General features: G+C 60.6%; 16 protein-coding genes. 13 read left to right on the top strand and 3 right to left on the bottom strand.

The features are described from left to right. Nucleotides 1–19: 19 nt before the first annotated feature. Nucleotides 20–1,234 (bottom strand): ABC transporter substrate-binding protein, encoded by a 1,215-nt coding sequence (locus EDF71_RS11865; protein WP_133856789.1) that lies wholly within the window; start codon nucleotides 1,232–1,234, stop codon nucleotides 20–22. 374 nt (nucleotides 1,235–1,608) lie between these two features. Here EDF71_RS11865 and tssI point away from each other — a divergent pair, with 374 nt between their 5' ends. From tssI to EDF71_RS11810, 11 genes are all read left to right on the top strand, one after another. Further along, complete coding sequence (gene tssI, locus EDF71_RS11860) at nucleotides 1,609–3,948, top strand: type VI secretion system tip protein TssI/VgrG (protein WP_133856788.1); 2,340 nt, start codon at nucleotides 1,609–1,611, stop codon at nucleotides 3,946–3,948. Nucleotides 3,949–4,010: 62 nt separating this feature from the next. Further along, nucleotides 4,011–8,609 (top strand): RHS repeat-associated core domain-containing protein, encoded by a 4,599-nt coding sequence (locus tag EDF71_RS11855; protein WP_133856787.1) that lies wholly within the window; start codon nucleotides 4,011–4,013, stop codon nucleotides 8,607–8,609. 668 nt (nucleotides 8,610–9,277) lie between these two features. Further along, nucleotides 9,278–9,787 (top strand): RHS repeat-associated core domain-containing protein, encoded by a 510-nt coding sequence (locus tag EDF71_RS11850; protein ID WP_133856830.1) that lies wholly within the window; start codon nucleotides 9,278–9,280, stop codon nucleotides 9,785–9,787. A gap of 3,481 nt (nucleotides 9,788–13,268) precedes the next feature. Next, nucleotides 13,269–14,699: an FAD-binding oxidoreductase gene (locus EDF71_RS11845; protein ID WP_133856786.1), complete on the top strand. Its 1,431-nt coding sequence runs from the start codon at nucleotides 13,269–13,271 to the stop codon at nucleotides 14,697–14,699. Nucleotides 14,700–14,749: 50 nt separating this feature from the next. Beyond that, a complete protein-coding gene (locus EDF71_RS11840) occupies nucleotides 14,750–15,826 on the top strand; it encodes an ABC transporter substrate-binding protein (RefSeq protein ID WP_133856785.1) in 1,077 nt (358 codons plus the stop codon). Between the two features lie 113 nt (nucleotides 15,827–15,939). Further along, on the top strand, nucleotides 15,940–17,034 hold the full coding sequence (locus tag EDF71_RS11835) for an ABC transporter ATP-binding protein (RefSeq protein WP_133856784.1): 1,095 nt from the start codon (nucleotides 15,940–15,942) through the stop codon (nucleotides 17,032–17,034). Beyond that, nucleotides 17,031–18,794, top strand: a complete 1,764-nt coding sequence (locus EDF71_RS11830) for an ABC transporter permease subunit (protein ID WP_133856783.1) — start codon at nucleotides 17,031–17,033, stop codon at nucleotides 18,792–18,794. The genes EDF71_RS11835 and EDF71_RS11830 overlap by 4 nt, the downstream gene beginning before the upstream one ends. 6 nt (nucleotides 18,795–18,800) lie before the next feature. Continuing rightward, the gene (dapA, locus tag EDF71_RS11825) at nucleotides 18,801–19,715 is read left to right on the top strand and encodes a 4-hydroxy-tetrahydrodipicolinate synthase (RefSeq protein WP_133856782.1); all 915 of its coding nucleotides are present in this window, start codon (nucleotides 18,801–18,803) and stop codon (nucleotides 19,713–19,715) included. Nucleotides 19,716–19,728: 13 nt separating this feature from the next. Next, a complete protein-coding gene (locus tag EDF71_RS11820) occupies nucleotides 19,729–20,865 on the top strand; it encodes an alpha-hydroxy acid oxidase (protein ID WP_133856781.1) in 1,137 nt (378 codons plus the stop codon). A 29-nt stretch (nucleotides 20,866–20,894) separates the two neighbouring features. Further along, nucleotides 20,895–21,719 (top strand): IclR family transcriptional regulator, encoded by an 825-nt coding sequence (locus EDF71_RS11815; protein WP_133856780.1) that lies wholly within the window; start codon nucleotides 20,895–20,897, stop codon nucleotides 21,717–21,719. A gap of 157 nt (nucleotides 21,720–21,876) precedes the next feature. Continuing rightward, entirely contained in the window at nucleotides 21,877–22,650 is a 774-nt protein-coding gene (locus EDF71_RS11810; protein WP_133856779.1) for a ferredoxin--NADP reductase, read from the top strand. Between the two features lie 65 nt (nucleotides 22,651–22,715). On the opposite strand, the gene EDF71_RS11805 is transcribed toward EDF71_RS11810, so the two are convergent. Then, nucleotides 22,716–23,243: a flavin reductase family protein gene (locus tag EDF71_RS11805; protein ID WP_243854274.1), complete on the bottom strand. Its 528-nt coding sequence runs from the start codon at nucleotides 23,241–23,243 to the stop codon at nucleotides 22,716–22,718. Between the two features lie 155 nt (nucleotides 23,244–23,398). Here EDF71_RS11805 and EDF71_RS11800 point away from each other — a divergent pair, with 155 nt between their 5' ends. Further along, on the top strand, nucleotides 23,399–24,208 hold the full coding sequence (locus tag EDF71_RS11800; protein ID WP_133856777.1) for an alpha/beta hydrolase: 810 nt from the start codon (nucleotides 23,399–23,401) through the stop codon (nucleotides 24,206–24,208). Nucleotides 24,209–24,447: 239 nt separating this feature from the next. After that, on the top strand, nucleotides 24,448–25,548 hold the full coding sequence (locus EDF71_RS11795; protein WP_133856776.1) for a branched-chain amino acid aminotransferase: 1,101 nt from the start codon (nucleotides 24,448–24,450) through the stop codon (nucleotides 25,546–25,548). Nucleotides 25,549–25,615: 67 nt separating this feature from the next. Here EDF71_RS11795 and EDF71_RS11790 read toward each other — a convergent pair whose 3' ends face one another. Then, the gene (locus tag EDF71_RS11790; RefSeq protein ID WP_133856775.1) at nucleotides 25,616–26,983 is read right to left on the bottom strand and encodes a D-amino acid dehydrogenase; all 1,368 of its coding nucleotides are present in this window, start codon (nucleotides 26,981–26,983) and stop codon (nucleotides 25,616–25,618) included. Between the last annotated feature and the right edge of the window lie 13 nt (nucleotides 26,984–26,996).

Raw genomic sequence — 26,996 nt, 5'->3', positions numbered from 1 at the left:
CAGGCAGCGTTCCATCACCTTATTGCGGGCGCATCTTGCGCACTTCGTCGTCGCTGGGCAGGTAGTCCTTGCCATCGCGGTAGACATAGTCCACCAGCTCGCCCTTGCCGCCCACGTTCTTGAGCTTGCCCACATAGGCGCCCATGGTGGACTGGTGGTCCTGCGCGCGCCAGGTGATGGGGCCAAAGGGCGACACCACCTGCAGGCCTTCAAAGGCCTTGATCAGCGCCTCGGTGTCGGTGCTGCCGGCCTTCTTGATGCCCTCGGCCAGCGACTTGATACCGGCATAGCCCACGACCGAGCCCTGGCGCGGGTAGTCCTTGTACTTGGCCTGGTAGGCATCAAAGAAGGCCTTGTGCTCGGGCGTCTTCAGGCTGTGCACCGGGTAGCCGGTGACGATCCAGCCATTGGGCGTTTCGGCCTTCAGGGTGTCGAGGTACTCGGGCTCGCCGCTCAGCACGCTGACGACATCCCGCCCTTTGAACAGGCCGCGCGTATTGCCTTCGCGCACAAACTTGGTCAGGTCGGTGGCAAACAGCACGTTGAAGATCGCATCGGGCTTGGCATCGGCCAGCGCCTGCACCACGCTGCCGGCATCGACCTTGCCCAGCACCGTGGCCTGCTCGGTGACAAACTCCACATCCGGCTGGGCCGCCTTCATCTTGGCCTTGAAGGTGGCGACCGAGGACTGGCCGTATTCGTAGTTGGGATAGACGAGAGCCCAGCGTTTTTTCTTCAGCGTCAGCGCCTCTTCGACCAGCATCGACACCTGCATATAGGTGGAGGGGCGCAGGCGGAAGGTGTAGGCATTGCCATTGCTCCAGATCATCTTGTCCGTCAGCGGCTCGGTGGCCAGGTAGAAGAACTTGCGCTGCTTGGCAAAGTCCGTCAGCGCCATGCCGGTGTTCGACAGAAAACCGCCGGCCAGCACGTCGACCTTTTCACGCGCAATCAGCTCCTCGGCCACGCGCACGGTATCGCCCGGGTTGGCGTTGTCGTCGCGGGTGATCAGCTCCAGCTTCTTGCCGTTCACGCCGCCCGCGCGGTTGACCTCGTCCACCGCCAGTTCCATGCCGCGCTTGTAGGGCTCCAGAAACGCGGGCTGGTTCTTGTAGCTGTTGATCTCACCGATCTTGATCACACCGGCCGCCTGGGCAGCCGAGGCCCCCAGGCCAGCGAGCAGCAGCGCACTGGCCGTGCGGGACAACAAAGGGGTGCGGGCAGAAATACGCATGCAAAAGTCTCCAGGTGAGACCGGCCTCGCAGCGGAGGCAGGCGCTGATATTCAGGCCGCTATTGTGACGGCTTCCGCGCGCTGCCAGCGCCCTGGGTGGCAAAGGGCAGCCAGCATGCGGATGCGAGTGCGGTTTTGACCGCTTGGTGCGACAGGTTTTGGGGCCGGCTGTGCAGCTCCCAGGCATCCAACAGCGGCCGATACCTTACAGCGACAGCAAATACATGTTTAGCGTCCATAGATCCCGCCCGCCGCCTGCCATCAGCGCTTGGTTATTGATTTAAAAACACAAATCATTATTAAGTTATTTATTGCTATTAACTATTATTTAACTATCATCGATTCGGTTTTTCATCCAGAGCTGGGTCACGCATATGGTTAACCGCACGTTTATCGCGCACAGCCCCTTGGGCGAGGAGTTGCAGTTTCGTTCGCTGGACGGCAGCGAGCAGATCTCCCGCTTGTTCGAGTACCGGGTTCGGCTGATCAGCGAATCGCAAGGCATCTCGGCCAAAAGCCTGCTGGGCAAGGACATGAGCATCGAGATCGATCTCACGACCAAGCTCCACGGCAGCGCCAGGCGCTTTCTCTCCGGGCAAATCACCCAGTTCAGCTTCAGCGGCAAGGATGGCGCGTTCTACGCCTATGAAGCGGTGCTGCGCCCCTGGTTGTGGCACGCCACCCGGCGCACCGATTTCAAGATCTTCCAGTTCAAGACCGTGCCCGAGATCGTCCAGGAAGTGCTGGCGCCCTATGGCTTTGTGATCGACCAAAAGCTCATCGGCAACTACCGCAGCTGGAAGTACCTGGTGCAGTACGGCGAGAGCGACTTCAACTTCGTCTCGCGCCTGTTGGAGATGGAAGGCGCCTACTTTTTCTTTGAACACCACAACGGCAGTCATACCTTGGTGCTGGCCGATGACATTGGCAGCCATACCCCTTTGCCCCAGGGCACCAGCACCCACCCCTACTACCCCGGGGACCGCGCCGCCCAGGTGCGCGACGAAGATTTTGTGGACAGCTGGGCCTTTGCTGAAGACATTGCATCGGGCCACTTTGCTGCCGACGATTACGACTTCGAGCGGCCCCGCGCTATTTTGGACACCCGCCAGGAGCAGCCTGCCGGCCACAGCGAGGACAGCCGTGAGCGCTATGACTGGCCCGGCGGCTACACCGATGTGACCGACGGCGAGAACTATGCCCGCGTGCGCATCGAACAGCAGCAGGCCCAGCGGGAGATGGTGCAGGGCGATGGCAATGCCCGCAACATCGCCCCCGGCTATCTGTTTACCTTCAGCAAATACCCGCGCAGCGACCAGAACAAGGAATACCTGATCGAGTCGGCCTCCTACCGTTTTGCCGAGAACGTACACCGCAGCGACGGCGGTGGCGCTGACCATGGCGCCAGCTATCGCATCCGCTTTTCTGCCGTGCCCAAAAGCACCGCCTACCGCAGCCAGCGCAACACCCCCAAGCCCGGCACCACCGGCCCACAAACCGCCGTGGTGACCGGCCCACCCAACGAAGAGATCTATACCGACAAATTCGGCCGCGTCAAAGTGCAGTTCCACTGGGACCGTTATGGCACAAAAGACGAAAACTCCAGCTGCTGGATCCGCGTCTCCCAAACCTGGGCCGGCAGCAGCTACGGCAGCATGCATATTCCGCGCATCGGGCAAGAGGTGATCGTCGATTTTCTCAACGGCGACCCCGACTACCCCATCATCACCGGCCGCGTCTACAACGCCATGCAGATGCCGCCCTGGGACTTGCCGGCCAACAAAACGCAGTCGGGCATCAAGACCCGATCCAGCAAGGGCGGCGCACCCGGCGCTGGAGAAAAAGACGGTGCAGGCGATGCCAATGCCATCCGCTTTGAGGACAAAAAAGGCCAGGAGCAGCTGTGGCTGCACGCGCAAAAGGACCAGCTCACCGAAGTCGAGAACGATGAAGACAAATGGGTTGGCAATGACCGGCGCAAGGTCATCGACCGCGATGAGTTCAACACCATCCACCGAGACCGCACCGAAGTGGTGGACCGCAACGAGAAGATCAATGTGCACGGCTGGCGCACCGAGGAGGTGGACCTGGATGAAACCCTGACCGTCCACCAAAATCGCCAACGCCGCGTTGACCTGAAAGAGTCGGTAGACATCGGCATCAGCCGGGACAAAACCGTAGGCCGCAACGAGACCGACGACATCGGCAACAACTGGACCATCAACGTCGGCGTGCTCAAAGCCCAAACCATCGGCATGGCCTACCTGCAGAACGTTGGCGCCATGAAGATGATGAACATCGGCGTGAACTACATGCAGAACATTGGCATGTTCATGCAAACCCATGTAGGGCTGAACCAAAGCCTGAATGTGGGCGAGAACCAGAGCACCAAGGTCGGCAGCAAGCAGACCACCCAGGTGGGCGAGCAGTATTCGCTCACCGTCGGTGGCGGTGGTGGCGGTGGTCGCGGCGGCTCGGGGGGTGGCGCTGAAGGCGCTTCCATGAACATCGTCAGCCCCGGCGGTGAAGACGGTGGCGGCGGAGGTGGCAAAGCCTCCAACCTCCGCATGACGGGCCAGAACGTCACCATCACCGCCGCCAATATCCGCCTGGAAGCGCAGCAAGAAATTATCTTCAGCTGCGGCGACAGCACCCTCAAGATCACGCCCGGCCGCATCGAGATTCTCTCGCCCGAAGACCGCTTGAACTGCTAAGGCGTTCACAGCGGCCCCCTACCCCGACCTCGCTATCCAACCAACGCCAGGAGACCCCTCTCATGAGTGGCCAACCCGCAGCCCGCAAGGGCGATCGCGTCGCCAAAGGCAAGATCGCCCAAGGCTCACGCACCGTACTCATCGGCAGCCAAGGCGGTATCGCCTGCTCTGAATGCCCCGGCGGCATCACCGTCAGCTCGCCCGTCAATCCACAAATCGGCGCCAAGGTGTTGCTGGGTGAGGAAGACCTGGACTTTGCACTGCCAGGCGCGCTGCCCGTCGTCTGGCAGCGCCGCTACAGCAGCTATGTCAACGCCAGCCACGGGGCAGCCTGCGGGTTGCTGGGCTACGGCTGGCATCTGTGGTTGGAGCTGAGCGTTGCGCTGCAAGAAGAAGCCACCTTGCTGTTTGATGCCAATGGCCGGGTGATTACCTTTGACGAACCCCTGCCGCCGGGCGGCCAGCTCTACAGTGCCAGCGAAGGGCTGTGGCTGCTGCGTGGTGGTGGTGGCAGTGACAGAGAAGGCACCGCCCCTTGGGCCAGCGATGCACGCTGGCGCCATGTTGCGCCCACGCTGGCGCGCAGCGCGAACACCATCCTGGCGACCAGCGGCAATGGCGATACCTTATGGCACCTGGCCATGGTGCCCAGCCAACGCAGCGCAGACGACGCGGCAGACCGCTGGCGCCTGGTGGCGGTCACAGACCGGCTCGGGCGCAGCCAACACTACCAGTACAGCGATGGCAGCCAGCGTGACACAGATCTCCGCCCCCTGCCGCTGGGCATGCTGGTGGGGCTGAGCGATGGCACCGGTCGCCGCTACCGGCTGCAACACCAGCGCATCCACAAAGGCAAGAAGACCCGGGACCGCCATGCACTCTGGGGTGTCGATGACGGCTTGCGCCTGGCCACCGTGGAGCTTGTTGAAGACCCTATCGCCCCCCTGCGCGGCACCATTGCACTGGCACACTACGGCTACAGCGACGACGGTGACCTGCTGACCGTCCACAACCGCGCCAAGGTGCTGGTGCGCAGCTTTGAGTGGGACTACCACCGCATCAGTGCCCACCGCATTGCCCAAGGCCCCTGGCACGGTTACCGCTACGAAAGCTCCACGCCAGGCGCCCGCGTGATCGAACACTACAACCAGGACGGCCTGCAGTACCGCTTTGACTACTTGGTGCTGCCGGACAGCCCGCAGGGCCTGCCCCGGGCCAGCACCCGCGTCAGCGACAGCCTGGGCCGCGTGGAGACCTACTACTTTGAGGGCGCACCGGGCCTGTCGCGCCTGGTGGCCCACGACAAGGCAGACGGCAGCCGCTGGCTGCAGGCCTACGATGCCTTTGGGCGGTTGACCTGCAGCACCGATCCATTAGCGCGCAGCACCTACCTGCGCCGCGACGGCCAGGGCCGCATCACCGGCACGCAACTGCCCGGTGGCCGCAGCACCCAGCAGCACTATGACGAGGCAAGCGGCCGGCTGCTGCACAGCACCGATGCGGCCGGCGCCTGCACCCGCTACCAGTACGACGCCTGGGGCCGGTTGGCGCAAACCACCTGGGCCGATGGCAGCCATGAGCGCTACCACTACCCCAACCCCACGGAGTCACCCCTGATCGCCGACAAGCCCCTGCGCATTGAAGATGCCCACGGCGCTACCAAACACCTGGACTGGGACGGAGCGGGCCAATTGCTGTCGTACACCGATTGCTCTGGCCGCAGCACCCGCTACAGCTATGACCGCTATGGCGCGCTGGAAGAAACCACCAATGCCAGCGGAGAGTGGGAACGCTACCAGCGCGATAGCCAGGGCCGGCTGGTGGCCACCGAGCGGGTAGGCCCCTCGGTAGAGCGCTACCACTACAACGATGCCGGCCACCTGGTGCGCATTGAGCCCGCATGGGATGCTTCAAGCCGCCCAGGCCCGGGCCAAACGGACCTGACAGCGCACCACATCCATCTGAGCTACGACCTGTGGGGCCGGCTGCTGCAACGCAGCCAGGGGGGCCGGAGCATCAGCCTGGAGTACGACAGCGCGGGGCGCCTGACCCGGCTGGTGAACGAGAACGGCGCCCAAAGCTGCTTTGCCTGGGACACGCAAGACCGCCTGGTGCAGGAAGAAGGTTTTGACCAGCGGCTGCAGCGCTACCGCTGGGATGCCGCCGGCCAGCTGCTGACCAGCACCGATGGCAATGCCAAGTACCAGCACACCACCCGCTATGCCTGGGACAGCAGCGCCCGGCTAAGCCAGCGCCACATTCCCGCCAGCGCGCATGCCCCCGCACAAACCCACCACTACCAGTGGAACGCGGCCGGGCAACTGGTCGGTGCCAGCGTGTGGCTGCACCCGGCATCAGCGGCAGACGCGGCCCAAGCCTTGCCCGCTCAATTGCAAAGCCAGATCAGCCTGCAACGCGACGCGCTGGGCCGCATCACTGGCGAAGTACAAAAGCTCTACGCCACGGGCGGCAGTGACGCCGATCCAGCCTCTGCCACACCGGAGTTTGAACACCACATCAGCCATGGGCTGGACGCCTTGGGCAACCGCCTGCACAGTGAGCTGCAAGGGCTGGGCACCATCGCCTGGCAACTGTACGGCGCGGGCCATGTGCACGGGCTGCAGCACAACGGCCACACCCTGGTCGACATAGAGCGCGATGCGCAGCACCGAGAAACCCGGCGCAGCCTGGGCAGCCCCGGCCCTGCAGACAAGCCAGCAAACAGCCCAAGCCCCCTCCAAATCCTGCGCAAATGGGACCACCTGGGCCGCGTCTTCTCCACCGCCACCCAAGGCCTGCAGCTGCCCGCTGCAGCCAACCCCGCTGCACCGCCCCTGGCTTTGCAGCTGGTGGGCCAGATCGCCAATCGGCGCTACCGCCACGATACGCTGGGCCAGATCACCACCATCGAGCAAGGGGTGGGTGAGCAGGCCAGCCAGGTGCTGCGCTATGCCTACGACGCCGCAGGCCGCCTGCTTGCATCTGCAGAAGGGCTGCGCCCCACCAACGTCCGGGAGTGGCGCACCGACCCCGCTGGCAACCGCTTGCCCGGTCCCGCCCCCACAGCGGCCAACCCCGGCAGCGATGCCCAGCAATGGACCGCCCAGGTACACGCCCACTGGCGGGAAGAAAGCTTTAACCTGCTCGGCCTGGACCACCGGGGCGCCTACCAGCGTGGCCCCGTCAAACAATGGGACGACAACCGCATCGGCTACAGCACCGACTGCGTCTGGCGCTATGACGAATTCGGCAGGCGCATCGAGCAGCTGCAATCGCTGGCCCCCAACGCACAAGGCCAGCCCCAGCGCAGCCGCCAAGAACTGCGCTACGACGGCGACCACCAACTGCTCGAAGTCCACTGCACCTACAGCAACGGCCGGCCCGAGCAGCACCTGCGCTACACCTACGACGCGCTGGGCCGTCGCCTGTGCAAAAAGAGCAGCACCGCCGCAGGCGAACACACCAGCTACTACGGCTGGGACGGCGAGCGGCTCATCCACACCGAGCACCTGCGCCCCGGCCCCGATGGCCCCGATGCTCAACCTTGCCGGCACATCGAACACACCATCTACGAAAGCGGCAGCTTTACCCCGCTGGTGCGCCTGAGCACCACCACCCAACTCAGCGAACACCAACAGCCGCCGCTGCTGCTGCGCGCGCTGCAGGCGGGGATGGCCGATGCGGACAGCAGCCGTGGAGAGAGTGGAGGCGAGGGTAACGACAAAGCAGACGACAGCACCACCCAAGCGCTGGCCCTGATGCAATCCATGCTCAGCGCCATGCCCGCCAGCATGCAAGCGCAGGCGGAGCAAAACATGCAGCAGGCCCTGCACAGCAGCACCACCATGCCCGCCGCATCCGCCTTGATGGGAGACACCGCCCAACGCGGTGGCCAGTTGCTGCAAGACATGCGTGACCAGCTCCAGCAGCAGCAACAAAAAGCCCATAACCGCATCGCCACCCACTACTACCACTGCGACCACCTGGGCACCCCGCTGGCCTTGACCGATACGAATGGCCAGATCGTTTGGGCCGCCACGCTCGATCCCTGGGGGAATCTGCTCGATGAGTACGACCCGCACGGGATCGGGCAGCCTATTCGTTTACCGGGGCAAATCCATGACCGGGAGACGGGGCTGTATTACAACCGGCACCGGTATTACGACCCGCAGGTTGGGGGGTATATCACGCAGGATCCGATTGGATTGGAGGGGGGAACGAACAAATCAAGATACCCACTCAATCCAATGATGTGGGTCGATCCTTTAGGGCTTGACCCAACACAGCCTCCTGCAAGAGGGCCAGACCTCGGTAAAACCAAGGGCTGGTGGGATAAAGCACAAGATGCACTGAGCTGGCGTGAAAATATAGAAAAAGGCAGAGAAGTAAAAAAAGATCAGGACATACTAATGTGTAAAGCGGAGAAAGAAATTGCTGAGCGGGTTGAAAATGATCAATTAACCCCCGAAGCAGCAAAATTGGCATTAGCAGCCAAGAAAACATCCATCTATGCTGCAGGACCAGCAGCTGCAGGCGTTGAAAACTTCCAATCAGATTGGATTACAAAATCCCCGATTTTATATGGCTACTTTACCGCACCCAATAAGAACTGCGTCAATCTACTACAAACAAACCAACCCACTTTCGATTTTTTCAAATGAAATTCTTGCTTTTTACAAGACCGTATGCATTTGAATAAAATAATTCCTCGTATATCTGCAGTTTTTCTAATAACCTCCACCGCAGCTAAATCCTTCACCATATCTGACTACAATGGTCTATTTTGGCTTATTGAATTATTCTCAAGTATAATTTTAGGAGCTTATGTAACAATTTTTTTCTCAAAAAAAAGAATAAATTTATACTTTGTCGCAACTATTTATTTATTAATAGGATTATTTCTATCTCCGCATTATATTCTTCATACTTTTTTCTGGATTGAAATACCTAGCTATTTATTTAAAATAAACACGTTAGGTTTCGAGACATTTTTCAAATTTTTGACTTTAGAGATCATATCTCTGTCTTCCCGAGTAGGATTGACGATAATAGTCATTTACTCTATTTACGCTACAATTTTGCTTAAAAATATTCTTCTAAAAAATAAATAAATAAATAAATGATTGAATGCTTGAACATAACATACCGACGCTAAATAATTATCAGCCCTGATACAACAATAGCAAGCCCATGCCCGCATCGCCACCCACTACTACCACTGCGAACACCTGGGTACCCCACTGGCCTGACCGATACCAGCGACCAGATCGCCTGGGCTGCCACGCTCGACCCTTGGGGCAATGTGCTCGATGAGTACGACCCGCAGGGGATGGGGCAGCCTATTCGTTTACCGGGGCAGATTCATGACCGGGAGACGGGGCTGTACTACAACCGGCATCGGTATTACGACCCGCAGGTTGGGGGGTATAACACGCAGGATCCGATTGGATTAGAGGGGGGAGCAAATATGTTTGCATATGTAGAGGGGAATCCGCTGAGCTTTACGGATCCTATGGGGCTACAAAGAGGCGCGCCAGCGAGAACAAACAACACAAGCAGGACTTGCGCTCTCTGTGGCAACAATTCTTATCAACAGCAAGCGACGGCTATAGGGCGGCGGCACGAAGCAAACTCACTGCGCGAAGCGCAGCAAAAAGCATGGCTGCGCGATTTCACTCGCAAAAATCAAAGATGGGGTGACTATAGCGATGGCTTGGGAGCTCTTGCTGGCGGTGGAATAAAAGGGCGCCACCCTAGTGTTCCCAACGCAATAGAAACGCTTATAGACCCGCACCGAACTGAGCCATTTGTGCCCGGAGTTATGAAAGTTGTGTGTTGATCACTACGCCAACCCCGAACGGCATATGCCCCGCGCAGCCGACAACTAGACTGATTTGCGGACCGGTTATTGGGCCGATGCGATGATGGAGCATACAGCTATGAAAGTGTGGTTTCGTAAGTACAAGAGACTGATAGCATTTTTGACACTGACTACCTTCGCTGGCACGGCATACTACTTTGCTCCAAGCAAGGGAGAACGGCAGGCGATGGAATTGGAGGCATGTAAGAAAAAGTGCGCACCCCGTGCAGGAGTCATGGAGGGGCAGCGTGGTTTACCAAATGCCTCACCGACAGAAAGGCGGAATCATCTTCGATTTGCGAAGTGCGCCTGTCGTTGAGGAATGTGAAAAAGGCGCCAGCCTCAGATTAAATCCAAGGTTGCCACCGCACACCCCATAGGCACCAACGCTCACTTTCCTTTCTATTAATCTAAACAAAATCCACCCATGACCCTTGTCCATCGTAGGTATCGCATCCCTGATGATTGCATAGACAAAAACCGGTATCCGCTGCTCATAGCATTCGAAGGTCTTGGTTCGCCATTTACACCTTGCGGCTTAGACAGAGCATTGACACCTCTTCCACCCTCACCATTTATTCCCGGGTCAGGTGGGCTATGGCGTTGAACTGGAGATCATTCCTATATATAACTTTCTCGCATTTGGCATCCTCGACCTTTGTTGTGGCACTCAACTGGGATGTAATTAATAGAAGATTGCATCGCCACACAACTGACGTAATTCTCAGCTACATTTTTTGGTCATTGTTTTTATTGACGATCATACTTCTAACGCGCCGACTCAAAAACGGCCTATTGGTCGGCTTTTTTATGCCTTACTTTGCTTCAATCCTTTCATATGCATTTGTTATGAAAACAGGTCTTTTTAGACAATTAGCACGCTCAGACGGCATTGATTACTTGAATTTATTGGCAATTATTTTGACTGCCCCTTACTTAATTATATGGGGGCCAGTTATTTCATCAATCAGCGCTCTAGCAATATGGCTGCTAAATAGAAATACGAGAATTTTTGTCAAATGCAAATGACTACGCAAACACCAAGATATCAAAAAAATAAATAAAACGCCGGGCCACTTGATTGACATAAGCAACTATAAAAATTTTCAACTATAACCGGAAGATTTAACAGGGAAACAATGCATACCTTCACCCTAGCAACAACGGATTTAGGTATAGAAAAAAGAATAAACGTCGATAACACCTGATAAATCAAAAATAAAATATTGATTTTTAAATCAACGCAAAGCAACCGTATCCCTGCTATACAAACACCAGCTCGAGCTAACAATCATGCGCAAATGGGTTCTATGGCTATTGACAGTGGCGCTATTGCTAGCTGCTCTCACTTTTCTCATGTGGGCGCTACAAACTGCTTGGCTAGGTTCCTTTCCTGGCAAGGACAGGCAGAAGTACGCGACATGGGCTGCGTTGCAGCTTGGGGGAGGTGTAGCTTGTGTGATCGTTTCCATCGTGCTGTGGGTCAAGCAATGGAGATGCAAAGTGAAGTGATCACACGCCTTGCCCTTTGGGCAGCGATGCGCTCACTGAAAGCACGAATGTCAGCAAAGCTCTAGCCTGCTTGACAGAGACCTTTCGAAGCATCTACTTCAGCTCCTCAATAAGCTTAATTCCTCTGAGAAACGAAATCTGTTATTTATTGACCGTGAGGAATTACAAGCAAATCAACTTTGGTACGGGAGCTAGGCATGCAAGCCCATAACAGCATTTGACTACCATGTCTCTGCTGAATTTGCAGCGGGTCTCCGGTCTACCCGACCAAAGCAGGTAAGTGTGAGGCAATGTGTCAATGAATTTTTATCTCAAGCGTATCAAACGAGCCGGTTGCCCTAGCTGCGGGCATTTATATTTCAAACTCTATCAAACGTCTCGTTCTATTTGCCCCCTATGCCACAAAGACATTCGCACTGACATATGGATGGTGAGAGCAGTAGAAACGATTATAGCCGCACCCATTTGCTGGTTGCTGCTGACTGCATTGCGAATAATCCTGGATGATTCAACAGGGATTTTGTCTTGTTTTTTACTTATGGTTCCCGCGAAAATTAGCGACATCCTCATTGCGCAGCGATTTGTGACAGCTTATACAAGTAATGAGAAATTAGGGAAACCTGAATAAGAAATCTTTACACCAAAAATAAAATCGTTAGATTTATATCCCGAACATTAAAAATACAAATTATAAAATTTATGCTCGAATTCTGATATGTATTATCGATTGGACAATCAACATTCACTTTACAGAGTAGATGCTCTCTTAGCCCCACATTAGATTTTGGAATGCGATTTAAATATAGCTGGAAACTTCAAAATGAGCTTTCGCAAATTCCTCTACTTTTGTCTATACGCCATTGCGGTCATACTTTCAATATTCTCCATTTGGTGTCTCATGTGGGTGATTTCCTCCTTCAGTATGGCTTTTGCAGACTGAGGAAATGCTTTTACCCTGTTTGCTTCTAACCCGCGCTGTAGACAACCGGCAATTGCTGGCTTGTTAGCTATCGCAGGAATGCTGGGTACTGTCCTTGCGCTCTCTTTAGGTCGAAAACTTGTCAAGCACGATAAAGATTAATAAATAATTAATAGGCTATCAATGTTTAAGATATATATCTTCATATTTACCCTCATCTACTCCAATGTAAGCCTTGCGGATCACAATAGACTGGTAGTAGATGACGTCCTAGTGAAAACCCATGCTGAATGCCTCATGAATGAATTTTCCGATAACTGGGACACGGCAGAAAACTGGATGACTTGCGGACTGAACGCTGATGGACTAGACACTATGTTTTTTAGAAAATCAGATAAATTCATAGAAAACGTGGTTCATGGACACAGAAAAAAAAAGAAGTGCATCAACTAGGCGATGACTATTTTGTGAGAGTTATTTTTGTGACAAGCCATATGAGCTTTTTATACATCCAAAAATGCAATTTAGTGATTATTGGAGAAAATGCTCGACTGATGTTCTCTATGATGGTTAATATAAAAATAGACAATGAAATCTGCAGGTAATTGTCTTTCATTCACAAAACACTCCCGTTAGCCGTTTATCGTCGCTGACGCATTCATCAGTCGACTCGCGCTAATACCGGCATCTTCTTCAGGTGCCTCCGACGAAAGCTGCTCACGCAAGGCTTTCACGCCTTTGGCAAGACGAAGACGGGTGGCAAGATCACGTCAGTCAGCCCCACGCAGACCATGGCTCACCGCAGCGCTAAAAGGTCGCAGATAGCGCAAGCAACCTCCCGCGCAGCAGCACATCTCCGAAGCCACATTCCCCTTTCCCCGCAGCCTGACCTCTGGCAAAGCACGCCTGCTCAGCATCGCCCATATCAATCGCATTGCAATCACATGTATTCGTATTTCATCTAATACTAATCTTATTAAGAATTAGCCATCATCGAGTCCTCTCCCAGACTTTTGGACCCGTGGGCATATGGCATTGATTCAGACCTTCATCACCTTGCTTGGTGAAAGCGCAGTTCTCCACAGCGAGCAGGACCTGGCTGGCCATGTGACCGACTGGCGCGGCCGCTACCAGGGCCAGGCCCAGTGCGTTGTGTTCCCGTCGACGACGGCGCAGGTGGCCGAGGTGGTCAAGCTCTGCCATGCAGCGCAGGTTCACGTCGTGGCCCAGGGTGGCAACACCAGCCTCTGCGAAGGCGCGATTCCCCGCGCGGACCTGCCCGAGACCGTGGTCATCAACCTGGGCCGCATGCGCCAGGTGCGTGCGGTCGATCCGGCCAACAACTCGATGGTGGTGGATGCGGGCTGCGTGCTGCAGACCGTGCAGGAGACGGCCCGCAGCCATGGCCGCCTCTACCCGGTGAGCCTGGGTGCCGAAGGCTCCTGCCAGATCGGCGGCAATATTGCCACCAATGCCGGCGGCACGGGCGTGCTGCGCTATGGCAATACCCGCGAGAACGTGCTGGGCCTCGAAGTGGTGCTGCCCGATGGCCGCATCTGGGAGGGGCTCTACGGCCTGCGCAAGAACAACACCGGTTTCGATCTCAAGCATTTGTTCATTGGCTCCGAAGGCACGCTGGGCATCATCACCGGTGCCACGCTCAAGCTGCATCCGCTGCCCACGGCGCGTGTCATGGCCTGGCTGGCGGTGGAATCGCCCCAGGCGGCGATCGACATGCTGGCCCGTTTCCAGAGCCGCTGCAGTGCCTCGCTGTCTGCCTTTGAGATGCTCAACGATGTGCAGCTGAACATTGTGCTGAACCATGTGGCCGACCGCCGTGCGCCGCTGAGCCCCAGCTACTCCTGGCATGTGCTGGTGGAGCTGACCGATACCTGCGACGAGGCCCTGCTGGCTGCCGCGCTGGAAGAGACCCTGTCGGCCGCTGCCGAAGAGGGCATGCTGCTGGATGCAGCCATCGCCACCAACGGCAAGCAGCAGGCCGACTGGTGGGAGGTGCGCCACAGCGTCTCCGAAGGCAACAAGAAGGCCGGCATCGGCATCAACACCGACCCGGCCGTGCCGCTGTCGGCCATCCCGGCCTTCATCAGCCAGGCCACGGCTGCGGCGCACCGCATGGTGCCGGGCGCGCCCATCATCATCGTGGCCCACCTGGGCGACGGCAATGTGCACTTCATTCCGCAGCTGCAGTTTGCGCAGTGGCAGGCGCTCACGCCCGCCGAGCAGGACCAGCTCTCGCACCGCGTCAAGCAGGCGGTCAACGAAGTGGCCTGCGCGCTGGCCGGCACCTTCAGTGCCGAGCATGGCATCGGCCAGGTGCTGACCGACGAGATGGCGCTGTTCAAGCCCGCCGTCGAGCTCGATCTGATGCATGCGATCAAGCGCGCCATCGATCCGCAGCAGCGCTTCAACCCCGGGCGCCTGCTGCCGCCCGGTCCCTGATCCCCTCCCTCCCTTGACTTCCCCTGCCTCTTCCTTCGAAAGGACACTTTATGACTGAGATCACTACCTCCCGTCGCACCGCACTGAAGGCGGCCGTGGCTGGCGCAGGCCTGATTGCTGCACCTGCCGTACTGCGTTATGCCCGTGCCACGTCCAAGCGTATCGTGGTGCGTGATGACGGCGGCATCTACACCAAGGCCTATGGCGCGGTGTACTACAAGCCTTTCACGCAGAAGACCGGCATCGAAGTGGTGGGGGTGCAGGCAACGGCCGAGCCCGTGGCGCAGATCCGCAGCATGGTCGAGACCAAGAACTACACCTGGGACATGGCCAAGATCAGCCAGCCCGCCATCCTGCTGCTGACCGAAGGCGGCAAGGTGCTGCTGGAAAAACACGGCCTGGAGAACGACCCCTTCGTCAAGACCATCCCGGCGCAGTACATGTCGCCCTACGGCGTGGGCACCAATGTCTACAGCACCGTGCTGGCCTACCGCGAAGAGGCCTTCAAGGGCCGCGCAGCGCCCAAGTCCTGGGCCGATTTCTGGAACGTGAAAGACTTCCCCGGCCGCCGTGGTATCCGCAAGCACCCGTTCGACACGCTGGAGCAGGCCGCGATGGCCTCGGGCGTGCCAGCCGCGCAGCTGTACCCGCTGGATCTGGACCGCGCCTTCAAGGCCCTCGACGAGATCAAGCCCAAGATCGATGTCTGGTGGAACTCCGGTGCCCAGGTCGAGCAGATGCTCAAGTCTGGCGAAGTGGACATGATCGCCACCTGGGTGTCACGCCCGCAGTCGGCCAATGCCGATGGCGCCAAGATCGGCATCGTCTGGAACCAGAACATCTGGGGCGTCGACAGCTGGTCCATCCTGGCGGGCACGCCCAATGCCGATGCCTGCCGCGAGTTCATCAAGTTCGCGTCCGAGCCCCAGCGCATGGGCTCGCTCAGCCAGTACTTTGCCGCCGGCGTGACCCAGCCCGAGGCCTTCAAGTACATCAAGCCCGAGCTGGCCAAGGACTCGCCCACCTATCCCGACAACATCAAGAACGGCGTGCAGATCGATGCCAAGTACTGGGTGGCCAACCAGGCTGCGGTGATCGAGAAGTTCAACGGCTGGGTGCTGAAGTAAGCACGGCCCGCCACTGATGACGAACCCTGCGGAGCTGCGGCACAGCCTGCCGAGCTCCGCACAGGCACCTCCAGGTTCATTCGTTGCACCGCGGTGCAATGGAGTCCATTGAAATGAAGAACATAAAACTGTCGATTGCGGGTCTGACCAAGCGCTACGGCTCCTTTGTCGCGCTGCACCCCACCAACCTGGAAGTGCCTGAGGGCGAGTTCCTGACCTTGCTGGGCCCCTCGGGTTCGGGCAAGACCACCCTGCTGAGCATGATCGCCGGCCTGTCCGTGCCCGATGGCGGCCAGCTGCTGATCAACGGCAAGGATGTGACCTATGGCGCGCCCTATGAGCGCGACATCGGCATGGTGTTCCAGAACTATGCGCTGTTCCCGCACATGACGATTGCCGAGAACATCGCCTTTCCGCTGAAGATGCGCAAGCTGGACCGCGCCACCGCGATGAAGCGCGCGCTGGAAGCACTGGAGCTGGTGCACCTGCCCCATGTGGCGCAGCGCTTTCCGAAGGAGCTGTCGGGCGGCCAGCAGCAGCGCATTGCGCTGGCGCGCTGCCTGGTCTACAAGCCCTCCATCGTGCTGATGGACGAGCCGCTGGGCGCCCTGGACAAGAAGCTGCGCGAGCACATGCAGCTGGAGATCAAGCGCATCCACCGTGAGGCCGGCACCACCATCGTCTATGTGACCCACGACCAGGAAGAGGCGATGACCATGTCGGACCGCATCTGCCTGATGAACGGCGGCCGCATCGAGCAGCTGGGCTCGCCGGCGGACCTGTACTTCCGCCCGCGCACGCCCTTTGTGGCTGATTTTCTGGGTGAGAGCAACCTGTTCAAAGGCACCGTGGTGTCGAGCCAGGGCGGCCAGGCCCGCGTGGCCTTGAACGGCACCAGCACCGAGCTGCTGGCATCGGCCGACCAGCCGCTGACCACCGGCGCCAAGGTCTGCGTGATGGTGCGCCCGCAAAACATGGCGGCCGCCGCTGCGGCCCAAGGCGCCAGCGAACGCTTCAGCGGCCAGCTGCTCGACACGATGATCACCGGCAGCCTCACCAAGCTCTACCTGAAGGCGCCAGCCCTCAGCAGCGAGCCGGTGGTGCTGTCCTTCCCGACCTCCATCGCCAAGCATGACCATGCGCTGGGCAGCACCCTGGAGTTTGGCTGGTCCAGCAGCGACGCGGTCGCCGTTCCGGAGCCCGCATGAACAGCGCCGCCACCCCCCGCGCGGCCTGGCTGAGGCCGCTCATGATGGCCGCACCGCTGGTCATGCTGTTTCTGGTGCTGCTGGTCTACCCGGTCGGCCAGTTGCTGCTGCTGAGCATCTACAGCGATGGCGGCTTCAAGTGGAACAACTACAGCCAGCTATTCAGCTCCTCGGTCTACCTGGACACGATGTGGATCACCTTGAAGATCTCGCTGGTCACGGCCTTGCTGTCCATCGTTGGCGGCTACCCGATTGCCTACCTGGTCTCGTCCCTGCAAAAGGACAAGAAGAGCCGCTGGGTGTTCTGGATTCTGCTGTCCTTCTGGACCAGCTTTCTGGTGCGCGCCTTTGCCTGGATCGTGGTGCTGGGCCGCAACGGCCTGGCCAACCAGCTGCTGCTGGCGCTGGGCCTGCAGGATGCCCCCTCGAACATGCTCTACAGCTTTGGCGCCGTGCTGGTGGGCATGGTCCATGCGCTGATGCCGCTGGCCGTGCTGACCATGCTCTCGGTAATGGAGAACATCGACCGCAACCTGCCGCGCGCCGCGCTCACCTTGGGCGCACGCCCGGGCACGGCCTTCTGGCGTGTCTACTTTCCGCTGTCCATGCCCGGCGTGGCAGCGGGCGCCATCATGGTCTTCGTCACCGCCGTGGGCTTCTTCATCGTGCCCCAGTTGCTGGGTGGCCGCAAAGAAACCATGATCACCCAGCTCATCATCGAGCAGGTGATGCAGGTGATGAACTGGGGCTTTGCCGGCGCCATCTCGGTGCTGCTGCTGATCGTGGTGCTGATCGTGTTTGCGATCTATGACAAGGTGCTGGGCCTGTCGACGATGACCGGTGCGCAGTCCGACAAGAGTAACCACAGCAGCGGCTTCATGCGCCAGCTGTCCGAGACCGTGCTGGGCCTGCTGGGCAGCATCAGCGACCGCCTGATTGCGCTGGTGCCGCGCTCGCGCAAACGCGATCTGCAGCAGGGGGATTCCTTCGTGCTGCGCGCCAGCGTTGTGGCCCTGCTGGTGTTCCTCAGCGTGCCTGCGCTGCTGATGATCCCGATCTCGTTCGCCGACAAGTCGGGCCTGAACTGGCCGCCCCAGGGCTTCACCCTGCAGCACTACCAGGACATGCTGGCCTCGCCGCTGTGGATCAACGCCACGGTGCGCAGCTTTGTCGTGGGCTTCTTTGCCGCGCTGGCGGCCATGGCGGTGGGCACGCCAGTGGCCTTCCTGCTGGTGCGCAGCCAGATGCGCGGCAAGGCCTTGCTGCTGGCCTTTGTGCTGTCGCCGCTGATCATCCCCCGCATGATCATCGCCGTCGGCATGTTCTATTTCTTCTCCAAGGTGGGCCTGGTGGGCACCTCGCTGGGTCTGGTGCTGGGGCATACCGTCATCGCCATCCCCTATGTGGTGATGACCATGATGGCCGTGCTGCGCAACTACGACACGCGCCTGGACATGGCCGCCCAGAGCCTGGGCGCCCGCCCCTGGCAGACCTTGCGCTATGTGACCTTCCCGATCATTGCCGCCGGTCTGACCTCGTCCTTCCTGTTTGCCTTTGCCACCTCGTTTGACGAGCTGACCATCTCGCTGTTTGCCTCCGGTGGCCTGAGCTCCACCCTGCCCAAGCAGTTCTGGGATGAAGTGACCCTGCAGATCTCGCCGGTGATCGCCGCCGTCTCGACCTGCCTGTTCGCCTTCATCGGCATTTTGATCACCTGTGCGGACTGGCTGCGTCGCCGCTCCGCCGCTTCTTTGAATTGATGAACCATGACTACACGTATCACCTCTGAGCAACTCCGCGGCATCTTCCCTGCACTGGCCACGCCGGTGACCGCCGACGGCCAGATCGACACCCAGGCCGTGCGCGCGCTGCTGGACCACCTGCAGGGCAGCGGCATCAGCGGCACGGTGCCGCTGGGCGGCACCGGCGAATACGGCGCGCTGTCGCGCACCGAGCGGGCCCGCATGGTGGCTGCCGTGCGCGAGCACCAGTCCGCCGACCTGCCGGTGCTGGCTGGTGTGCTCGACCCCGGCTACCACGACGCCATTGCCTCCGGCCAGGCGCTGGCCGATGCCGGCGCAGATGCGCTGATGGTGCTGACGCCCTACTACACCACGCCGTCGCAGCAAGGCATCCGCGACTACTTCCTGCGCTATGCGGATTCCTCGCCGCTGCCGGTGGTGATCTATGAGATCCCCTACCGCACCCGCATCTCGATCGCGCCCGAAGTGCTGCATGAGCTCTCGCGCCACGAGAACATCATCGGCATGAAGGCCTGCAACACCGACATGTACCACTTCCTCAAGGTGGTCAAGGGCGTGGATGCCAGCTTTGCGGTGCTGAGCGGCGAGGACACCATCTTCCCCGCGCAGATGCTCTGCGGCGCCCAGGGCGGCATCATCGTGACCGCCAACCTGCTGCCCAAGACATGGACACGCATGTACGAGCTGCTGAGCAGCGGCAAGACCCAAGAAGCACTGGCCCTGCACCAGGAGCTGATCGGCCTCTTGGACCTGGCCTTTGCCGAGACCAACCCCGGCCCGATGAAGTCGGTCTGGGACCTGGTGGGCGTGCAGGCCCCGCACCTGCTGGCCCCGCTGGTCGATTGCAACCCCGAGCTGTCTGCCCGCCTGCGCCAGGTGCTGACGGCCCAGCTGCAGGCCGAGCGCCAGCTGGCCTGAGCGAGCACCCGCCATGCTGCCCGCCATCAAAGACTACCGTGCGCTGGCCCGCCGGCGCCTGTCCCGCTTCGCTTTTGACTACCTCGAAGGCGGCGCGGAAGACGGCCGCAGCATGGCACGCAACCTCGCTTCCTGGGGCGATGTCACCTTCTTGCCGCGCACCATGGTCGATGTCAGCCAGGTGGATACCAGCATCACCCTGTTTGGCCGCAAGCAGGCCATGCCGGCCTTTGTCGGGCCCACCGGGCTGAACGGCCTGTACTGGCCCCAGGCCGAGCAGGTGCTGGCGCGCGCGGCGCATGCCGCCGGCCTGCCCTTTGTGATGTCGACCGCCTCCACCTCGCTCCTGGAAGATGTGCGCGCCGCCAGCCCCGGCGATCTGTGGCTGCAGCTCTATGTGCAAAAGGACCGCCGCATTGCGCAGAGCATGATGGCGCGCGCGCAGGCGGCGGGCTTCAGCGCGCTGATGCTGACGGTGGACACCATGGTGCATGGCAAGCGCGACCACGATGTGCGCAACGGCTTTCGCATGCCCGTGCCCTGGACGCCCCGGCTGCTGGCCGACCTGCTCAGCCACCCGCGCTGGTGCCTGCGCATGCTGCGCCAGGGCGGCTCGCCGCAGCTGGTCAACCTGGCGCGCAGCGCCGGGGTGGAGAGCAATATCCAGAAGCAGGCCGCCGCGATGAGCCGCGAAATGGACATGGCCCTGCGCTGGGAAGACCTGGCCTGGGTGCGCCGCCACTGGCAGGGGCCCGTCATCGTCAAGGGCCTGCTCAGCGCCGACGATGCCCGGCTTGCGCTACAAGCCGGCGCGGACGGCATTGTGGTCAGCAACCACGGCGGGCGCCAGCTGGAGTGCGCACCCGCACCGATGGCGCAATTGCCGCAGATTGCCGACGCCGTTCATGGCAAGATGCATATCTTTGTCGATGGCGGGGTGCGCCGAGGCAGTGACATCGCCAAAGCCCGGGCGCTGGGGGCCGATGCCGTCTTGCTGGGGCGCGCGCCTCTGTACGGGCTGGCCTCGCGCGGGCCGCAGGGCGTGGCCGAGGTTCTGGAGATACTGCGCACCGAGCTGGAGACAACCCTGCGATTGCTGGGCGCGCCGCAGGCCACGGGCCTGAACGCGAGCTTCCTGCAAAAACATTAGACAGTGACCCGAGACAGCCGCTTTTTACGATGCCTAAAACCACACACAGCATTGCCGAGCCCGTAGCAAGCGTTGAACCCTCCGCCCGCGAATCCTCGTTGTTTGTGGGCTCCCTGGCCAAGGCCTTTCAGGTGCTGGAGGCCTTTCGCGACACCCACCGCGAGATGTCGCTGGCCGAGATCGCCCGGGCCGCCCAGCTCGACCGCAGCGCCACCCAGCGCATCATCTTCACCCTGGAGAAGCTGCGCTACATCCGGCGTCTGCCCGGCTCCAACCAGTACACACTCGCGCCCGAGGTGCTGCGCCTGTCCTACAACTACCTGCGTTCGCAACGCATCGTCGAGCGTGCCTACCCCTACCTGATCGAGATGACCCACACCCTGGGCGAGACCTCGAACCTGCAGGAGATGGATGGCAACGAGGTGGTCTTCATCGCCAAGGTGCCGGGCCGCTACATCTACAACTCGGACTTTGCCGTGGGCTCGCGCCTGCCTGCGGCCTACACCGCCTCGGGCCGCGCCATGATGGCCAAACTGCCGATGGACGAGCGCCTGCGCCTGATCGCATCGACCCCGCTGGTCAAGATCACCGCCCAGACCATGACCGACCCCGAGGAGCTGCTGCGCCGCATCGAAGACGCCGAGCGCGACGGCTATGCGATTGTGCAAAACCAGACCGTGGTGGGCGATATCTCGGTCGCCGCCGCCATCACCGGCCGGGGCGGTGTGCCCATTGGCGCGATCACCATCTCCGCCCCTTCCACGCGCTGGGGCACGGCCAAGGCCGAGGCCGAACTGCTGCCCCATGTGCTGCTGGCAGCCACCTCGATCTCCAACATCCTGGATAACTTCTAGGTCGTCAGTCTTATTGCGTTAGGTCGAAAATAGGCCCAAGAACGCTGAAAAACCCCGCTCACAACGCGCCGATATGTCCATATGACGTTTAAGTTGTATGAATAGTGAACAATAGCGTTTATAGATATACACAAGACTAACTGAGTACTGCACTGCTATGAGCGCCTTTCTCGAAGAACGTGTCCTGTCTGTTCACCACTGGACCGATCGTTTGTTCTCTTTCACGACCACCCGTGATCCCGCCCTGCGTTTCTCCAGCGGCCACTTCACCATGATTGGCCTGAAGGTTGACGGCAAGAACCTGCTGCGCGCCTATTCCATCGCCAGCCCCAACTACGAGGAGCATCTGGAGTTCCTGTCGATCAAGGTCGATGACGGCCCGCTCACCAGCAAGCTCCAGCACATCCAGGTGGGTGACACCATCATCGTCGGCAAGAAGCCCACGGGCACCTTGCTGGTCGACTACCTGCTGCCTGGCAAGAACCTGTACCTGATCGGGACCGGCACGGGCCTGGCGCCCTGGCTGTCGGTGGCACGCGACCCCGAGACCTATGACCACTTTGAAAAGGTTGTCGTGGTGCACGGCGTGCGCCAGGTCGAAGAGCTGGCCTACCAGCAACTGCTGGAAGAAGAGCTGCCCAACCACGAGTTCCTCGGCGAAGTCGTCAAGGACAAGCTGGTGTACTACCCCACGGTGACGCGCGAGCCTTTCCGCAACCAGGGCCGTATCTCCAACCAGATCACCGCCGGCACTTTCCCACAGAACATCGGCCTGCCCGAACTGAACCCGGACACCGACCGCGTCATGCTCTGCGGCAGCCCCGCGATGCTGGCCGAGCTGAAGGAACTGCTGGAAGCCAAGGGCTTCAAGGAAGGCAATACCTCGACGCCTGGCGACTTTGTGGTGGAACGCGCCTTCGTCGAGAAGTAAGCAGCGCCCCGCCCCATGAAAAAACGACCCTCGGGTCGTTTTTTGTTGTCTGCAGCGCAGGCGGCTTAGATCAGCTGCTCGGTGTAGAAATTGCCACCGTGGTAGAGCAGCGGCGGCACGCCCACCACATGCTGGCAGTGCGCCACCTCGCCGACGAGGATGACATGGTCGCCCGCATCATGGTGCGGGCCGTTGCGGCATTCGAAACTGGCAATGGCGCCGGCGAGCAGCGGCACGCCGGTCACGCCCATCTCAAACTCCACGCCCGCCCAGCGGTCGATGCCCTTGCGGCTGAACTGCAAGGCCAGCTCCTTCTGGTGCGCACCCATCACATTGATCGCGTAGTGGCTGACGCTCTCGAACACCGGCATCGAGGTAGCGGTCTTCATCAGGCTCCACAGCACCAGCGGCGGCGTGAGCGAGGCGGAATTGAAGGAGCTGATCGTCAGCCCGACCTTGTTGCCATCGGGCGCCAGCGCCGTCACTACGGCCACCCCGGTGGCGAACTGGCCCAGCGCATTGCGAAACTCGCGTTCGGAAAACGAGGCAGAAACAGGCGATTGCAGGTGTTCGGGGGGGAGGGAGCGGTTCACGGGGCAGGCAGACGGCAGGGGCGGATGCCATGCCGTCAAAAGCATGGATAGGGGTCATTATCGGCCAGGGGGCGAGGCCCCAACGCGCGTAGGTGCTTGAAAACAAGGCAGGCGGGCCGCATCTGCGGGGGAAACACACGGCGAGAAGCAAACCTATGTCCTTGATTCCCAACTTTGCCATGCTGGGCAGTGGCCCCACGGTGCTGATGCTGCACGATGCCGACACCGACCACCTGGGCTTTGCCCCACAGGTGGAGTTGCTGGCCAGCCAGGGCTACCGCGCCATCGCCTGGGACATGCCCGGCTACCATGCCAACCCGCCGCCCTATGGCGGCTACAGCCTGAAGGCGCTGGCTGCCACCGCAGATGGCCTGCTGGAAGCACTGAAGATTGGCCGCGCCCATATCGTGGGCCATGGCATGGGGGCCATGGTGGCCGCCGAGCTGGCCCTGCGCCACCCCACCCGCGTGCGCAGCCTGACCCTGGTGGCCGGCGGCCCGGCGCTGGAGGCGGACAGCCAGCAGCACTGGGTGCAGACGCGCCAGCAACTGCTGGCCCAGTGCCAGCAGCAGGCCAGCACCGAACCGGTGCAGATGCAGCGCTTTGCCGAGCTGCTGGTGCAGCTGCAATCGGGCCAGCAGGCCTTGCCCGAAGGCCTGCAACTGGCGCGCCACGCGATCACCCAGATCCAGCCGCTGGCCTATGGCCGCATGCTGGAGATGCTGGCCGGCCCCAGCACCTTGGCCGAGCGCCTGCCCCACCTGAGCCAGCGCTGCCTGCTGGTGAGCGGCGGCCAGGACGTCTGCATGCCGCCCCAGCGCATGCAGGCGCTGACCGACCTGCTGCCCCAGGCCCGGCACGAGAGCCTGGAAGGCATTGGCCACTGGCCCCAGCTGGAGAGCCCCGATGCCTTCGAAGGCCTGCTGCTCGACTTTTTGGCGACCCAGCGGGCCACGGTTCACTAGGAAAAACCCGTAAATCGGCGGCCTGCGGCGGCGCTTTGCCTCTGCAGGTGGTTGACTCGCCATCCTGGCAATGCAGCCCGCTTGGCGCCACCGGGGCAAAAAACTGGCATGCTATGGGGTTTGGCGTGCAGCCCGTCACTTTCCTGGAGCTTCTCCAGGCTGGCGGACGGCCACCATGATCGGCAGCGGCTCCCCCACAGGACGCTGCTGTCCCTGTTGCCAACTGAAGGATTAGTCCCGTGTCCCCCTCTTCCCTGACCTTTGCCGTCACCCCATCGAGCCAGCCACGCAGCGCCCAAGAGCGCGCCAAGATTCTGGACAACCCGGGTTTTGGTCTGCACTTCACCGACCACATGGTATCGGTGCACTGGGACAAAGAGGGCGGCTGGCGCGATGCGGCCGTGACCCCTTACGGCCCGATTGCGCTGGACCCTGCGGCCGCCGTGCTGCACTACGGCCAGGAAATCTTTGAAGGCATCAAGGCCTACCGCCATGCTGACGGCTCGGTCTGGACCTTCCGCCCTCAAGCCAATGCCGAGCGCCTGCAACGCTCCGCCCGCCGCCTGGCCCTGCCTGAGCTGCCTGTGGATATCTTTGTGGAATCGCTCAAGCAGATCATCGCCCTGGACAAGGACTGGGTGCCCAGCGGCAACGAAGCCAGCCTGTACCTGCGCCCCTTCATGATCGGTGACGAAGTCTTCCTGGGCGTGCGCAGCGCCCACAAGGCCACCTACTACGTGATCGCCTGCCCCGCAGGCCCCTACTTTGCCAAGGGCGTGGCACCGGTGGCGATCTGGCTGTCCACCGACTTTGCCCGCGCGGCCAAGGGCGGCACCGGCGCCGCCAAGTGCGGCGGCAACTATGCCGCTTCGCTGCTGCCCCAGCAGCAAGCCCAGGACAACGGCTGCTCGCAGGTGCTGTTCCTCGATCCTGCCGAAGGCAAGTACCTCGAAGAGCTGGGCGGCATGAATGTGTTCCTGGTCTACGGCAAGGAAAACAAGCTGGTCACCCCTGCGCTGTCCGGCAGCATTCTGGAAGGCATCACGCGCGATTCGCTGCTGCAACTGGCACGCGACCGTGGCATGGTGGTCGAAGAGCGCAAGATCGCTGTTGACGAGTGGAAGCAAGGCGTGGCCTCCGGTGACATCACCGAAGTGTTTGCCTGCGGTACCGCTGCCGTCATCACCCCCATCGGCCAGCTCAAGGGCGAAGGCTTCTCGGTGGGCGACCTGTCGGCCCCGGCTGGCGAAGTCACGATGGCCCTGCGCAAGGAACTGACCGACATCCAGTACGGCCGCGCCCCTGACCGCCACGGCTGGCTGGTGCGTCTGGACGCGTAATTTCCGTCCTATGAATGCCAAAGGGCCGCACAGTGTGCGGCCCTTTTTTCATGGTGCTGTGAGCCCGTTACGCAGCGACGGCAGCCTGGCGCTTGCTGTCGCTCTCAAAGCCATAAAAGCCAAAGCGCATGTCCGGCATGCGGCCGCTCACCAGCTCGGCCATGGCCTTGCCGCTGCCGGCGCCATGGGTCCATCCCAGGGTGCCGTGGCCGGCATTGATCCAGAGCTTGCTGATCTTGGTGCGGCCGATGAACGGGATATTGGTCGGCGTAGCGGGGCGCAGGCCGGTCCAGAACTGCGGGTTGCCGCCCTGCTCGGGCAGGCGGGTGTCGCAGACGCCGGGCATCAGCTCCTCGATGCGGCGCGCCAGCATATGGCAGCGCGCCTTGGCCAGCGGGCTGTCCAGCGAGCTGTCAAAACCGTTGAGCTCGATCGTACCGGCCACGCGCAGCTGGTTGCCCAGGCGGCTCATGGCCAGCTTGTTGCCATCATCGATGCAGCTGACAAAGGGCGCCGCCTCGGGCTTGAGGATCGGCAAGGTGGCGCTGTAGCCCTTGCCGGGGTAGATGGCGACATTCAGGCCCACGGTGCGCAGCAACGGTGCGGTGTAGCTGCCGCAGGCGACGATGACGGCATCGCCCTGCAACGTGCGTGGGCTGCTGTCAGCGCCCGCTGCGGTGGCGCGCACGGTGACCGAATCGATCGCGCCGCCCGCCACATTCAGCCGCTCAACCCGGTGGTTGTACAGAAACTGCACACCGCCCTGAGCGCAGAGCTGCGCGAGCTTTTGCGTGAACACCCGGGCGTCGCCGCTTTCATCGCTCTCGGTAAAGGTGCCGCCCTTGATCTGCGCGGCATAGGGCTTGAAGGCGGGCTCGATCTTCAGAAACTCTTCGGTGCTGACCATGCGGCGGTTCACACCGTACTGGCGCATCAGATCGACGGCCATATGCGCATCCTGCACCGCTTCATCGCTGGTGAAGAAGTGAGCAATGCCGCGCTCAAGCCGGTTGAACTGGATGCCGGTCTGCGCCACCACGGCCTTCAAGGCGTTGTGGCTGTAGGCACCCAGCGCAACGATCTGCTGCACATTGCGGGCAAAGGAGCGGTCATTGCACTCGGCCAGAAACTGGGTGAGCCAGCGCCATTGCTGCGGATCGGCATGGGGGCGCAGCAGCAGCGGTGCCTCCTTGTCGAACATCCACTTGAGCGCCTTCAGCGGGGCATGCTTGTTGGCCCAGGGCTCGCAGTAGCTCACCGAGATCTGCGCGGCATTGGCGTAGCTGGTCTCCAGCGCCGCGTCCGGTTGGCGGTCAACGACGGTGACGTCGTGGCCGAGTTGCAGCAAATGCCAGGCAGTGCTGGTGCCGATGATGCCGGCGCCGAGGATGATGACTTTCATGGCTCTCAGTGTCTGGCATCTTGGCTGCAACATAAAGTGCAATTAA

The sequence above is a fragment of the Comamonas sp. JUb58 genome, assembly GCF_004364775.1.
Lineage (GTDB): Bacteria > Pseudomonadota > Gammaproteobacteria > Burkholderiales > Burkholderiaceae_C > Comamonas.
This window is presented reverse-complemented; position numbering and strand designations above follow the sequence as displayed.

Bases quoted from the DNA above. Each gene is read 5' to 3' on its own strand.
- dapA (WP_133856782.1), top strand. From the start codon at position 18,801: ATGACTACACGTATCACCTCTGAGCAACTCCGCGGCATCTTCCCTGCA.
- EDF71_RS11865 (WP_133856789.1), bottom strand. From the start codon at position 1,234: ATGCGTATTTCTGCCCGCACCCCTTTGTTGTCCCGCACGGCCAGTGCG.
- EDF71_RS11800 (WP_133856777.1), top strand. From the start codon at position 23,399: ATGTCCTTGATTCCCAACTTTGCCATGCTGGGCAGTGGCCCCACGGTG.
- EDF71_RS11840 (WP_133856785.1), top strand. From the start codon at position 14,750: ATGACTGAGATCACTACCTCCCGTCGCACCGCACTGAAGGCGGCCGTG.
- EDF71_RS11845 (WP_133856786.1), top strand. From the start codon at position 13,269: ATGGCATTGATTCAGACCTTCATCACCTTGCTTGGTGAAAGCGCAGTT.
- EDF71_RS11850 (WP_133856830.1), top strand. From the start codon at position 9,278: ATGGGGCAGCCTATTCGTTTACCGGGGCAGATTCATGACCGGGAGACG.
- EDF71_RS11855 (WP_133856787.1), top strand. From the start codon at position 4,011: ATGAGTGGCCAACCCGCAGCCCGCAAGGGCGATCGCGTCGCCAAAGGC.
- tssI (WP_133856788.1), top strand. From the start codon at position 1,609: ATGGTTAACCGCACGTTTATCGCGCACAGCCCCTTGGGCGAGGAGTTG.
- EDF71_RS11815 (WP_133856780.1), top strand. From the start codon at position 20,895: ATGCCTAAAACCACACACAGCATTGCCGAGCCCGTAGCAAGCGTTGAA.
- EDF71_RS11810 (WP_133856779.1), top strand. From the start codon at position 21,877: ATGAGCGCCTTTCTCGAAGAACGTGTCCTGTCTGTTCACCACTGGACC.
- EDF71_RS11835 (WP_133856784.1), top strand. From the start codon at position 15,940: ATGAAGAACATAAAACTGTCGATTGCGGGTCTGACCAAGCGCTACGGC.
- EDF71_RS11820 (WP_133856781.1), top strand. From the start codon at position 19,729: ATGCTGCCCGCCATCAAAGACTACCGTGCGCTGGCCCGCCGGCGCCTG.
- EDF71_RS11790 (WP_133856775.1), bottom strand. From the start codon at position 26,983: ATGTTGCAGCCAAGATGCCAGACACTGAGAGCCATGAAAGTCATCATC.
- EDF71_RS11830 (WP_133856783.1), top strand. From the start codon at position 17,031: ATGAACAGCGCCGCCACCCCCCGCGCGGCCTGGCTGAGGCCGCTCATG.